At 38.4% G+C, this 13,083-nt stretch carries 10 protein-coding genes and 1 riboswitch; of the genes, 5 read left to right on the forward strand and 5 right to left on the reverse strand.

The window, feature by feature from the left end:
* Positions 1-230 precede the first annotated feature (230 nt).
* Positions 231-566 (forward strand): DUF6694 family lipoprotein, encoded by a 336-nt coding sequence (locus GWI97_RS08610; protein ID WP_036935025.1) that lies wholly within the window; start codon positions 231-233, stop codon positions 564-566.
* A 216-nt stretch (positions 567-782) separates the two neighbouring features.
* Positions 783-954: riboswitch (M-box (ykoK) riboswitch) on the forward strand.
* Positions 955-1,029: 75 nt separating this feature from the next.
* Complete coding sequence (mgtE, locus tag GWI97_RS08615) at positions 1,030-2,103, forward strand: magnesium transporter (protein ID WP_036935022.1); 1,074 nt, start codon at positions 1,030-1,032, stop codon at positions 2,101-2,103.
* Positions 2,104-2,181: 78 nt separating this feature from the next.
* On the opposite strand, the gene GWI97_RS08620 is transcribed toward mgtE, so the two are convergent.
* The gene (locus tag GWI97_RS08620; RefSeq protein WP_141124184.1) at positions 2,182-2,688 is read right to left on the reverse strand and encodes a SprT family zinc-dependent metalloprotease; all 507 of its coding nucleotides are present in this window, start codon (positions 2,686-2,688) and stop codon (positions 2,182-2,184) included.
* A 105-nt stretch (positions 2,689-2,793) separates the two neighbouring features.
* Here GWI97_RS08620 and GWI97_RS08625 point away from each other — a divergent pair, with 105 nt between their 5' ends.
* Genes GWI97_RS08625 through GWI97_RS08635 form a run of 3 tightly spaced genes read left to right on the forward strand, consistent with a single transcriptional unit; the run spans position 2,794 to position 3,973 of the window.
* On the forward strand, positions 2,794-3,117 hold the full coding sequence (locus tag GWI97_RS08625; RefSeq protein WP_036935017.1) for an ArsR/SmtB family transcription factor: 324 nt from the start codon (positions 2,794-2,796) through the stop codon (positions 3,115-3,117).
* A gap of 3 nt (positions 3,118-3,120) precedes the next feature.
* On the forward strand, positions 3,121-3,555 hold the full coding sequence (locus tag GWI97_RS08630) for a YeeE/YedE family protein (RefSeq protein ID WP_036935015.1): 435 nt from the start codon (positions 3,121-3,123) through the stop codon (positions 3,553-3,555).
* Positions 3,556-3,559: 4 nt separating this feature from the next.
* Positions 3,560-3,973 carry a DUF6691 family protein gene (locus tag GWI97_RS08635; protein ID WP_087803177.1) on the forward strand — a complete coding sequence of 138 codons (414 nt, stop codon included), beginning with the start codon at positions 3,560-3,562 and terminating at the stop codon, positions 3,971-3,973.
* 87 nt (positions 3,974-4,060) lie between these two features.
* On the opposite strand, the gene bcsC is transcribed toward GWI97_RS08635, so the two are convergent.
* Genes bcsC through GWI97_RS08655 form a run of 4 tightly spaced genes read right to left on the reverse strand, consistent with a single transcriptional unit; the run spans position 4,061 to position 13,076 of the window.
* Positions 4,061-7,369 (reverse strand): cellulose synthase complex outer membrane protein BcsC, encoded by a 3,309-nt coding sequence (gene bcsC / locus GWI97_RS08640; RefSeq protein ID WP_161751908.1) that lies wholly within the window; start codon positions 7,367-7,369, stop codon positions 4,061-4,063.
* A 3-nt stretch (positions 7,370-7,372) separates the two neighbouring features.
* Positions 7,373-9,694 (reverse strand): cellulose biosynthesis cyclic di-GMP-binding regulatory protein BcsB, encoded by a 2,322-nt coding sequence (gene bcsB, locus GWI97_RS08645; RefSeq protein ID WP_103004924.1) that lies wholly within the window; start codon positions 9,692-9,694, stop codon positions 7,373-7,375.
* Positions 9,695-9,753: 59 nt separating this feature from the next.
* A complete protein-coding gene (bcsA, locus tag GWI97_RS08650; protein WP_087803183.1) occupies positions 9,754-12,339 on the reverse strand; it encodes a UDP-forming cellulose synthase catalytic subunit in 2,586 nt (861 codons plus the stop codon).
* On the reverse strand, positions 12,339-13,076 hold the full coding sequence (locus GWI97_RS08655; RefSeq protein WP_036935008.1) for a cellulose synthase operon protein YhjQ/BcsQ: 738 nt from the start codon (positions 13,074-13,076) through the stop codon (positions 12,339-12,341). The genes bcsA and GWI97_RS08655 overlap by 1 nt, the downstream gene beginning before the upstream one ends.
* Positions 13,077-13,083: the final 7 nt, after the last annotated feature.

The following is a 13,083-nucleotide window of genomic DNA, read 5'->3' on the forward strand; positions in this document are numbered from 1 at the left end:
TTGCCCTGTTAATTTATTAACGGGGTTTTTTATGTCTATTCTTCCCATTAAATGTGGCATTAATCTGGAAAATACCCCCCTTTATTTTAATTTAAACTCCATTTTTATTTATTCAGAATAATAAGAATATTGAAATGGGAGAGTTAATAAAAATATATTTTAATCAGTGTGGAGTTTCCTTATAAACATTCTGCTATTATTTAAACCATTGATTGGGTAAGGGGGGATATATGAAAAAATTGTTAGTTATTTGTTTATTTAGTGTCATGTTATCTGGCTGTGAAAAACCTCAACAAACCCTTGATGGCTCTAATGTAGAGTCATTACGTATGTCAATTGTTGAAATGCGTAATTCTCTCCCCCTCGATGAGCAAGCGCGTTTTGACGAAGCAATAGAGTTGGCTATTCTTAATGATATTAATTTTAATGATTTAGTGATTGCGGGGCGTCATAAGAATGGCGATATGATCACCCGCAAAATGTGCCAATCATTAGATGGTAAAACAGTAAAAGAGATATTTTCACAGGCAGAAGAAATAAGAGTGCAAAAATTAGCATTTAAATAATCAATTAATAAACAGATTATCTCTGATTATGCGATTTTCACTTTCGTAGAAGAGGTTTATTTCTTTTTTATATATTAATTCCAAATGGAATTATATTATTTAGTTGTATGATGAATATTCTTGGCGTCATTTTCAATAGAACTTAAACAAAATCGTTATCGTGCTTTCCATTATAGTGTGAGTGGTTATAATGCGCGCCGCATTCGCAAGAAAATGGCAGTATCTCGTTAGGCGAGGCTCCTATACAAACACAGGTTACTGATCTGACGACGTCGAGAGACGCCCAAGATTAGGACAGGATATATCGACCGAAGGTATATCCCCATGTAACTTCCAGTATTCATCGGATACGTTGTATAGTGCTAAAACCGAGACGTGTAGATAGCTTTTGCATTCTCGCTTCTGGTTTCGCCCCTATGGAGAACTGATTTGCTAAACACAAACAGTAATAGGGAACCACAAAATGACTTTCAATACTCAAAACAAAATGGATGCTGTCTTAGTTGCAGATGCATCCTTAAATACACCACAAAATAATTCCACTCAAGACCAATATCATCGTTTAAAAGACGATGCAACTGTTAGTGCGTATATGAGCCAGTCTTATATTGCGGTTTCAGTTGCAGATTCGGTTGAAAATGTAAAAAACCAACTGGTTAATGATTTAAAAGATGAATTAATTCCAACCTATCTCTATGTTGTTGATAAAGATAATTATCTTAATGGAATTTTACCTGTTAAATCATTATTAACCGCGACAAATGATCTGTTTGTGTCTGATGTTATGCGTCAAACTTTTTTCTCTGTATCACCTGAACAGAATCGACATGATGTGTATCAATTGATTAGCCATAGCGGTTTAGACAGTGTACCGGTGATGCATTTTGGAAAATTAGTGGGTGTGTTACGTCCTCAAGATATTGCGGAATTGATTGAAGATGAAAATACCCTTGATGCACAGATGCAAGGGGCAACGTCACCATTAGAGCAGCCTTATTTAGAAACCAGTCCAGTAACATTATGGCGTAAACGTGTTGTATGGTTATTGATGCTGTTTGTGGCAGAAGCGTATACCAGTACGGTATTACATGCTTTTGAAGATAGACTAGAAGCCGCTATTTCATTGGCATTCTTTATTCCATTACTGATTGGTACTGGGGGAAATAGCGGAACACAAATTACCTCAACGCTTGTTCGTGCGATGGCGTTAGGTGAAGTGAGCTTACGCAATGTGTGGTCTGTTTTAAGAAAAGAGATAACAACATCTATCATGGTTGCGTTAACCATGGGGATCGCGGGTTTTGTCCGAGCTTGGTTCTTAGGTGTTGGAATGGAAGTGATGATTGTTGTTGGATTAACGCTTATTTCAATCACTGTTTGGAGTGCTATTGTTTCATCTGTTATTCCAATGGTATTAAAGCGTTTAGGTATTGATCCAGCCGTTGTATCAGCACCGTTTATCGCAACGTTAATTGATGGTACAGGTCTTATTATTTACTTTGAAATTGCATCTCATGTGATGAGCGAGTTTGCTTAAGACGAATTAACCTATTCTTTTTAAGATCAAGCCGATGTGATTTAACCAATACATCGGCTTAATTTTTATCAATTGGCTTTAATCTTCTATAAATTGCAAAATAGCCTGACAATGGCGACAACGGTACTGTGTTTCCCCACGTAATACCTTGTTATGACGACGAATGGTGAGTTGATGCCCTTCTTCACAATGACAAGCATAGGGAAAGGTTTTGGGTTTAACGGCTGTAACATCAAAATGATGAGTACGTTTAGCTGAAACTTGTAATACTGTTTCCATCATCCACTTCCACTCTTTTCCATGAGGTGCTACACGACCGAAATGGCGACTAACTAGTAAATGCGCTAATTCATGAGGAATAACTTCTTCAATAAAATTCTGTTTATTTTCAATCAATAATGTAGGATTAATACGGATTTCCCAATTTGCATAATAGGCACTGCCTGCAATAGTTCCTCTCTGATTATAATGTAGAGTAGGTTCTGGGTAATTTGTATTAAGATAAAGATTCGCCTGCTGCAATTTTTCACGCAGTGTTCGCATAACGCTTTGCACTAAGGCGATGGGGACTCTTACCGTTTTCATGTCACAGAGCATATAGCGCCTTATACAAACACGCAATAAAAAGAAAACTTGCACAATATATAAATTAACATATTATTAAAAAGTATATTGATTATGGAGTTTACCATGACACAACGAGTTCAACCTGATTTATTAGATGCAATGAAACTGGCAGCCAATGAAGCGTCTAGCATACTTAAGACCTTAGGAAATGGCGATCGCCTCTTGTTATTGTGTCAACTAAGTCAGGGCGAAAAAAGTGTGAGTGAATTAGAAGAGAGTTTAGGGATCCGTCAGCCTACGCTTTCTCAACAGCTGACTGTTTTACGCAATGAAGGATTAGTGAATACTCGTCGTGATGGGAAACGTATCTTCTATTCTATTGCTGATGAAAAAGTATTAGTGCTTCTCAATACGCTTTATCAGCTTTATTGCCCTATAGCAGGTTAAGTTATGAATATAGATTGGGTTCACTTTACGCCTTTAAGTGCGGCAATTGGTGGGCTTATGATAGGTGCAGCCGCCGCTATTTTTTTGTTATTTAATGGTCGCATCGCCGGAATAAGCGGTATTTTAGGCGGGGTTTTAACAACAAAACAACAGGGGAATGGTTGGCGTTGGGCATTTTTACTTGGCATGTTAATCGCGCCCACACTCTTTTATTTTTTTGATAAGCCTTTAGCGCCAGTGATTGAAACATCACCTTGGATGTTAATTATTGCTGGTGTACTGGTGGGAGTTGGTACACGTTTAGGGAATGGTTGCACTAGCGGTCATGGTATTTGTGGATTAGCACGATTATCACACCGTTCTATAGTGGCAGTTTTAATCTTTATGGTGATGGCATTTATCACCGTTTATATTCAGCGTCATGTGATAGGAGGCTAAAAAAATGACAAAGCTTGTTGCTTTTTTTTGTGGTCTTCTATTCAGTGCAGGATTGATTGTTGGTGGAATGAGCAATCCGCAAAAAATCTTAGGATTTTTAGATATTACTGGAAATTGGGATCCTTCTTTATTGATAATTATGGGCGCTGGACTGGTTGTCAGTGTTATTGGCTACCAATTAACACGCCATAGACAACAAAGCGTATTAGCGTGCCCTTTGAATATTCCAACGAATAAAGCTATTGATAAACCATTAGTGTTAGGCAGTGTACTATTTGGTATTGGTTGGGGATTAGCAGGGATTTGCCCTGGTCCTAGTTTAGTATTAGCGGGGGCTGGATTTTATCAAGGTATTTTATTTGTTCTTGCCATGATTGCTGGGTGGTTATTAGTCGGACTTTTGCATAAAGCACCGTAATGATAATTTAATATCGTAATCGCAGTATTCGCGAAAAAGTTAAACGGGAAGCCTAGTGCCTCCCGTTTGTGTCTTACTATTTGAATATTATTTAAAGTCAGCGTAAGGAATAAGTGGATTAGGAGGTAAATCTAAATCTCCGTTCCAGCCATCAAACGAATAGCGTAAATACATTAATGCATGGCTTGGGGTATAGTTTTTAGCTTGTTGAATATCGATAGCTGCACCAATAAACCAGTGTGGTGTAATACGATGTTCAACTAATGCTCTTGCGGTATAACCAAAGCCAGTACTGGAGTCACCATCATCAACCTCATTATGTTCTTGATAATAAAGCCTCATCATTTCTTCTCGATCTTCAGGGCTAAGTTCATTCATATAGCGATTAAACTTATCGACGGAGACGAGATTGTGTAAGGGATAGCGTTTTCTGTCATCAGTTTGAGAGTATGACCAAGAAACGGATCCTGATAACTCCCAAGACCAATCTTCAGTGCGTTCACGATAATTAATAGGGATCCCTAAAGAAACATATTTTTGAGGACTATAATAGCCACCTTGACCTAAGGTATAGCCACTTAAATCTTTATCGTAATGCCAGAGCATTGAACTTAATCCAATGGAAACTAGACGGTTATTTTCATTGATCACTTTATAATAGTAGCCCCCCATTCCTCGAAGACTACTATTATCTTCAACATTTTTTCCCGTCAATTTATCGACAGAAACCTCGCCCCAATAACCGTCTTTTCCACCTAAATCATAGCTTCCACTTAAACGAATACCGGTTCTTCTAACTCCGCCCCATGTTTTATTTGTCCAAATATCTCGTTGACCACCAAAAGCAAGCAAAGAGCTATTAACTGGGCGGCGGTGAACATCAAGTGTCCAACCCACATTAAAAAGATCATAGCTATAGGCAATTCTACCGACCCAATCAGTGACTTCAAAACCTAATGGTGTTGTTCCCAGATCCCATTGCCATTGTTCATTTTCCCAACCAATTGCAGGGCTGACGCCAAAGGCTTGTTGTGCTAGAGGAGAACAACCGGTACGGTAGCAAGTCCCAAATTTAGAGTCATAAGGTGATGTGCCAAGTTTGCCACTATTGAGGTTGACTAAATCTGCCCGCCAAAAAAAACGGCCATCATAAACAGGATGATCAAGTTGTAACATCGTAGTGTGGGCGCGTAGTTTTGAATAGCCTTCGCTACCACTAGCGCCCCAATAATCATGCTCAAGAGTAAAACGCCATTCTTGTTGACGATAAAGAGAGTGAGTATCAGCTCGTAGACTTCGAGACAGCCAATTATCTTTATCGTCATTACGCATTAATGTCGTGTACTCAATATTATCTTTTGGCAACTTATCTGTGATCCCATCCTTGATCATCGCTTGTTGATAATAATAGTGAGCTTGCTGACGATGTTGGCTATCACGCTGAAAACGGGCAATATCGCGTAATACTAAAGGATCAACACTCTCTGGCTCTTTTTCAATTTGCTGTGTTAAATACGCAAAATAGTGTTGTGATTTTTCTGTATTACCCACCTCTTTTTCTGCATTAGCAACACGTCTAAGAGAATTACTATCAAACTGGTTGGGGGAAAGGGTTTCTATTTTCGCAAGATAGTATTTTGCCTGTATTTTTTTCCCTTGTGCTAAGGCAATATCTGTTGCGCCTAATAATGCTGCTTCGTTGTTAGGTTCTAAATTTAAGGTGGTATGGTAATAACTTAAGGCTTGTTCAACGTTATTTCGCTCTTGAGCCCAGTCAGCTAAGAGTAAATAAGTCTGTGCTTTTTGTTCTGGCGAGATGTGAGCAAAAAGGTAATCAACAGCTTGTTGTTCTTGTCCTTTTTCGCGCAAAGATCCCGCGTGTGCTAATGCTTCATCAAAACGTAATTGGCTGTCTAACGCTTTCATGCTTTCACTACGTTGAGATAAGGGAATTTTTTTTAGCGTATCGAGCGCTTGTGTTTCTCGATTTGTTTTGTTCAGGTATAGCGCATAAGCGTAAAGGCGAGATACGTCATTAGGGAGGCGACGATTTAGTTGATTAAAATATTCTTCGGCAATTGGTGCTTGTTGCGTCATTAATAAATCATCAGTAAGACGATAAATATTCCATACATCATTAGGGTAATCTTTAGCGATGGCTTTACGCTTTTCAATTGCACTAAAATATTGCTCGTTATGCTCATCATCGGCCGCTACATCTTGCTTTATACCTGAAATTATATAGCTATAATCTTCTGCTAAATTTTTATATTGTCTTGGCGTTAAATGAGAAATAAATTGTAGTGCTTTTTCATGGGACTGTTGGCGATAAAGTTTCGCTAAACTATGTAAAGTGGCTGGGTGATTGGGGTGATATTTTAATGCCTGTAAATAATAATTTTCAGCTATTTCCAATTGGTGCTGTGCAACAGCAATATCACCTAAGCCAATATAAGGCTCACTCTGATAAGGGCCTAACTTATTGAGTTGGTTGAAATAGCGCTGTGCTAATTCATAATCCCGTTTTAGCAGGGCATCATCTGCTTTTGACAGCAAATACCAATATTGATTAGAGTGCAATATTGCTTGCCATTGACCGCTATTATCATGATTAGGTGCTAATTTCAGCGCCTGAGAAAGATAATAAATTGCAGCGCTACGTTGATCAGCGCGGGAATAGCGTACCCCCAAGGCACCCACAATATCGGCATTATCAGGTTGTTGCCGTACTTTTTCCCTCAATGTAACAAGAGGTAATGACGAGACATCAGATTTGGACTTTATACTTGCCATGGTGCTTGTTGTCGCCATGGTTGTTTGTTGCTGATAAATACTCGCAATTTTTGCATTTTGAGAGTATTGACTGTAAATATGATTAAGTCGGTCTATTTTATCCTTGTGTGAGGATTGCATTAGCACTTGGATATACTCTAGTGCTAAGGTTTCATCAGGTGGTATCCCCTGATAGATTTCATCGTATAAAGTTAAGGCATCATCATAACGCCCAGCGGTACGATAAAGCTGAGCTCTTTGCTGTTTTTGCCGATTTACATCTGTTGTTAATGATAACGTTTTTATTGCACGTTGATATTGCTCTGATTGTGGGAATTGAGTGCCTAATTGAGTAAATAACAGTTGTGCTTTTGCATTGTCTTTTTGTTTTACAGCAAATTGAATTTGCATTAATAGGATATGAGGATCATTGGGTTTAATTAAAGATAAACGATGTAGAGATTGAGCCACCAAAGCTTCATTTCCTGTGGATGTCCCTAATCTCACTTGCTCTTGCAAAAAGGCTTCGGTTGTCTCATTGCCCGCTTGTGTGACAGGCAAAAAGCCTGTCAGCAAAAAGAGGGTAATAATAGACTGTCGATGCGAGTGACCAAAATGCCACATAGCTTAATCCTTAGCCGCTAAACGACGTTGGCTTCTTATTTTCATTGCTCGCCAAATAAGAAGAGAGACAAGAATAATACCGATGATTGCCGCTAAGCCAAGCCATACAGGGTGAGAGGCAAAGACGTACCAAACTTCTTCCCACCAAGGTAAGTAACCGACGTAATAAGTATCACCGACACGTAAGCTATTGACGCCAGATCCTCTGACTAATACTACGGAGCCATGCATTGCATCACGCTTACCACTATCACTGATAGCTTCATTTAATAATTTGTAACCTTGAGTGCTATCAGCTAACAGAGCGACTACGCTACGTTGCGAAAAGAAGGGTGATTGGAATCCAATAATGGCACCCATGGATCCTTTTGAGGTCAATGAAACTCGGCTATCAGAGCGTTTATCTGTAGGTTGATAGCTTGTGTGGCTAAATATGCTGATTTCACGAGAAGGTAATATGATTTCACTGCGTGCCTTATCGATCAATACGTTCATCTGTTTGTCATTATTTAATGCGGGTGGAATGGTTCCTATTAGTAATAGATCCGCATCTCTTTTTTGTACCTCTTCTAATGAGTCTGTTAATGAGACATTAAGAGCAGGATAGCCTGTCTGAGCACCTATATTTCCCATTGATATCAATAAGGTTGATAATTGAGTTGGAGAAGGTTGCTGATTAACAAAAATGAGAGTTTCAGAAAGGTCAGCATAACGACTAAATGGAAAACCTGCGTGGCTATAAACACGTAAATCAGGTAAGGCGATATAATGCCGATAATCGCCTGTAAAATTGAAACTTGATAACTCATCAATAGCAACTGCGTTTGGAACAGGTTGATAAGTAATGCATTGATCTAGTGAACCACCCGGAATTGGGTTGGTGTAATCAAAGGCAAATGTAATTTGGTTACGTTCCCCCAGTTTTACTGCAGGAATATTCAATAAATTCTTATGCTCAATCCAGCCTTGAATAAGCGGTAAATAAGCGATAACAAGGTTATCTTTTTTATCTTTTTCAAGAGGATAAGCTTTAATGAAATGGTCGTTTACTGAGATAGACATACGAGAGTCATCTTGAAATGCAGGTGCGGTATAGCGATAACGCAATTGCATTTGTAATCCCGTATTATTAAACATAAAGAGATCAGGCGGTAAGGTCATATTTAACGTAATCGGATTGGGTGTTAATCCCCGAGATTGCAATTGACCTTCATAATCTTGTAACGTATTAAAATAAATAGGTTTATTTAATTGTACCCATTTTGGAGCATCGTAAGGCTCACGAGGGATTAATGCTTCTACTTCATTAATCGTGACAACATCACCTCTAAAAATAACTTGCCCACGAGCAATACCATTTACAGCCGTGATCAAATCATTATCATCACGTCCCATAATAAGAAGTAACTTAATATAAGGATTAGTTGGATGTGTCAGTATTTCGATGGTTGGCTCTTTAACATCAGGATGCTGTTTTAAAAATGTGGGTTTTTGTTGATTCGTTGCGAAAATAATGCTGTGTTGATTTGGTAACTCATTGTAATAAACAGGATAATTTTGTTGACGCCAATCAACTTGAGTACCAAACCAAGAAGAGAGGATCGCAGCTGCTTTTTGTTGGGTTAAATGAGGTGACTGACTAAACACCATCGGCAGTGTTAACTCACCAAAATCACGGTTATCAAAAAAGGGTTCTGGGAAATACGCTAATTCATTACCTAAACGGAGTGATTGAAAGGTCAGATTTAATTGACTGTTTTTACTCACATCAAGCCAGAGTGTTGTATTCGCTTGGTTTTCACAAATTTCACGATAATGGCCAATAAAAGAGAGTTTTATATGGTTAAAATCTTGAATAAATAAGGGATCAATCGGTATCGTAATTTGATTTTTCTTACCTAAATCTTCTTGTTTTAAGGTAATCACGCCCATCATTTCATCATTCAAATAGACATTAAGATGAGACTCTACTGGAAGTAGTGATGGAGAGGGGGTAAATTCTAAATCAAGAGTTGCCTTTGAAACATATTCATCACTACGCACACCGAATTCTAAATAGCCATCAGGGCTAACACCAGTTAAATGCATGGCGCCATAACTCGGTGCTGCATTTGCAAATTTTAATATCTTCTGACGAGTAGACGACGTGAGCTCACCAGAAGGTAATTGTGTATTTCCAGGCTCTGCTTGAGAAGTAACATCAAGAGCCACTTCAGTTAATGTAACAGATGGTTTTGAAATGGTTGTTTGCACTTCTTGTGTTTCATCTCCATAAACTGAAGAAGTGAGCATAAATAAGGCAAATATGAGAAAACGTTTTTTCATTATTGTTACCCATGATCTTATTGTTTATTAATAAACTCCCAGAAAAGTGAGTTTTTCCTTCAAGATTGATGAAATATTTGTGAAACATTAACGCGTTGAGGGAGTAATGATGAAAGCCACAGTAAAAAGAGACCGAGTAAGCGAAAAGTGGCGTAAATAAAGTAAGGAGCACGCTTTAACAAGGTGTTATAACCTTGCATGCTGATAAAAATAATATTTTTGAGGCTACTTAACGGTTTGTCGGCTGGAAGTTCGTTTTGCCAATCAGCCCAAGTATCAGCCCGCTCAAAAGTACAGGCGGTAAAATCGATCGCTTTTTGCGTTGTCATCTCAAGGAGTTGCAACCCGATGATTTGCCCTTCAATACGTGAAATATTGGCTTTAAATGCATGTTCACGCTGATTTTGAGTGAGCAATAGTGTGATGTTTTCATTTTGAGAAAGTGAAAGTATGACGTTATCAGGCAATAAAATGGCACAGCTATTATCTGAAAAATCATAAAGATAGCAGCGGTAGAGTGCACCATTGTTTAACAACAACATAGCAGGCGCTTTTATTCGAACTCGAGGAAATCGGCGTTGTTGTTTGGTTTCAACAGAAACGGCAATAGCAACACCTAACAAGATAAGGTTATAGCAAACCCATAATAAACACATGACAGTCGCCCAAGCTTCGTCAGGATCGCCTGTTGCAATGCGCCAAAAAGCAAACAAAATTCCCAGTAAATTCAAATTGAAAAAGAGTAAGTAAGGGCGATTAATGTTCCAATCCACAAAACCTTCTTCCATCACTCCACCTTTTTCAGTGACGTTAAATTTGCCTTTATACGGGGAAAATAGTGTGCTTAATACAGGGCGAGTGGTGTACCACGCCAAAATTGTTTCATAGATCTCTCCCCAAAATGAGTGGCGATAGGCACCTTGTAATTTTGAACTTGCCAGAGAAATGTGGATCAAATACGGCACAACATATAAGGCTATAGCGATAGCAGGCGCATAAATGATATAGGCGTGAAAAATAAGAAATGTCAGGGGGGCGAGTAAGAAAATCATACGAGGAATGCCCGAGAAAAAATGCAACATAGCATTTAAATAACAGAGGCGTTGAGGAATGCTTAATCCTTTACCGAAGAGAGGATTATCAAGGCGGAATATTTGTACCATGCCTTTTGCCCACCGAATACGTTGTCCGATATGTGCCGATAATGATTCAGTTGCGAGACCTGCAGCTTGTGGTATGCGAATATAGGCAGATCGCCAGCCATGACGGTGTAAACGTAATGAGGTGTGTGCATCTTCGGTGACTGTTTCAACGGCAATACCACCAATTTCATCTAATGCAGTACGACGTAAAACTGCACACGATCCACAGAAAAAGGTAGCATTCCAAGTATCATTGCCATCTTGAACTAACCCATAAAAGAGTGTGCCTTCATTAGGTGTTTCGCGAAAATTACCTAGATTACGTTCAAAAGGATCGGGGGAGAAAAAATGGTGAGGTGTTTGTACTAAGGCCATTTTTTCATCTTGTAAAAACCATCCCATGGTAAATTGTAAAAATGAACGTGTTGGAATATGGTCACAGTCAAAAATGGCGACAAATTCACCAGAGGCGAGGGATAAAGCATGATTGATATTACCTGCCTTGGCAAAATTGTGTTTTTCTCGTGCGATATAACGAATGCCGACCTCTTGTGCAAACGCCTTAAACTCAGGACGATCACCATCATCAAGCAGATAAATAGTGAGTTTATCTTTAGGCCAATCTAAATTTAAACTGGCATAAATGGTAGGTTTAACGATTTGTAGATCTTCGTTATAGGTAGGAATGAAAATATCAACACTTTGCCATTTTGTAATATCCTCAGGCATAGAAATCGGTTTTCGATGCAGTGGCCAAATACATTGCATAAAACTGAGAAATAGCACACACCATGCGTAAGTTTCAGCAAGTAATAGTAGTAAACCGAAAAAAAGACTAATGTTATCAACCCAGTACAGGGTTGATTGATAACGCCACCAGATATATCGACATGCAATCGTTAGAGCCAACATAATTATGGCAATTGAAGCAAAACGCCCATGAATATCGCGGAGCGCTAAAGCCACTAACCAAAGAACAATCACAAAAACAAATTGAAATGTGAGATCAAAAGGTTGGGTAATACTGAGTAAAATAAAGAAAACAGCCAAAACAGCAATAGCTGAATAAAGCAGATATTGCCAAATGGATGTATTTTTTTTCTTATGCTCAATAAGTTCAATAGCGATAGGTGAAACATGGACAAAGAGTTTTTTGTACAGATTTCTGACATAAGAAATAAATTGTGTTGGTTTTTTCACTAATAATTGCACAAGGTAGTGGCAAATGAGCCAAATGCTTTGTAATAAATAGCGTAGAGGATCGAAAACTTTAGGGCAACGAGGATTGATGTGAGGAAATAACAAACGTTGTTTTCTGGCAATTTTTCGCCAAAAAGGTGATTCCATTCGTAAGAATATCCACATAATGCCCATAAATAGCTCACTAACAATGGTAGCGCTACGAGAGGCACCGTTATGACGATAGAACTTGTAGTATCGAATAAGAATGTGTTGTGGCACCTTCTTTTCTTTTTTTTTCGTGGCATCGAAAGATGATGGCATTATGGCTGTCCTTCTTTCCTCTCAAATAATGGGAAACACCATTGGGTCAGATGTGTGATTTCTTCCACTAACATGCAATTAGCTTGATAATCATATAAAGGTAAACGTGAGGCACATGCTTCTACTGACGCCTCATCTCGATGAAGAACAATAGGACATAAGGGAAAAGAGGTTGTTTGCCAAAATTGATAAAAGTCTTGGTGAATTTGGCTAGTTGCACGAAATTGATTAATGAGTATGTATTCATTTTTAACAAACTCATGTTGATTCAGACGGATATGGCAGTTGCTTTCAGCCATTGCAACGGTGAAAAAAATAGCTGCTTTTTCTATCCAAGGGGTAAATAACGTATCTTGTGTATGTTGCAAGTCCATTAAAATAATGGCGTCTGGATGCAGTTGAATAAAGGATGATAAAAAATGATTGAAATGCTGTTTTGCTGAAAATGATAACTGCAAGAGTAAATTATCCTTCGTATTAACCAAACCAAACGGTAAAACTTGATAGTGTGGTTGATAGTTAAAAATACACTCCTCTACGGGGGTTTGAGCCAATAATGCCTGACTTAATGGGGGCATTTTTTGTTGTGCAGGGAAATAAAAAGGTAAAATATTTTCAGTACAATTATCAATAATAAGGACTTCTTTGTTTTGTTGATTAAATTGTCGAGCAAGCGTAATTGCCGTGGATGTTGTACCCACTCCGCCTCGTATTCCTTTTAATACAATAAGTGGCATAGTTAGC

It is taken from the genome of Proteus sp. G2300 (assembly GCF_009915965.1).
Lineage (GTDB): Bacteria > Pseudomonadota > Gammaproteobacteria > Enterobacterales > Enterobacteriaceae > Proteus > Proteus vulgaris.

Excerpts from the sequence above, each read along its gene's own strand:
- GWI97_RS08630 (WP_036935015.1), top strand. The coding sequence starts at position 3,121 with ATGAATATAGATTGGGTTCACTTTACGCCTTTAAGTGCGGCAATTGGT.
- GWI97_RS08610 (WP_036935025.1), top strand. The coding sequence starts at position 231 with ATGAAAAAATTGTTAGTTATTTGTTTATTTAGTGTCATGTTATCTGGC.
- bcsB (WP_103004924.1), bottom strand. The coding sequence starts at position 9,694 with ATGAAAAAACGTTTTCTCATATTTGCCTTATTTATGCTCACTTCTTCA.
- GWI97_RS08620 (WP_141124184.1), bottom strand. The coding sequence starts at position 2,688 with ATGAAAACGGTAAGAGTCCCCATCGCCTTAGTGCAAAGCGTTATGCGA.
- mgtE (WP_036935022.1), top strand. The coding sequence starts at position 1,030 with ATGACTTTCAATACTCAAAACAAAATGGATGCTGTCTTAGTTGCAGAT.
- bcsA (WP_087803183.1), bottom strand. The coding sequence starts at position 12,339 with ATGCCATCATCTTTCGATGCCACGAAAAAAAAAGAAAAGAAGGTGCCA.
- GWI97_RS08655 (WP_036935008.1), bottom strand. The coding sequence starts at position 13,076 with ATGCCACTTATTGTATTAAAAGGAATACGAGGCGGAGTGGGTACAACA.
- GWI97_RS08625 (WP_036935017.1), top strand. The coding sequence starts at position 2,794 with ATGACACAACGAGTTCAACCTGATTTATTAGATGCAATGAAACTGGCA.
- bcsC (WP_161751908.1), bottom strand. The coding sequence starts at position 7,369 with ATGTGGCATTTTGGTCACTCGCATCGACAGTCTATTATTACCCTCTTT.
- GWI97_RS08635 (WP_087803177.1), top strand. The coding sequence starts at position 3,560 with ATGACAAAGCTTGTTGCTTTTTTTTGTGGTCTTCTATTCAGTGCAGGA.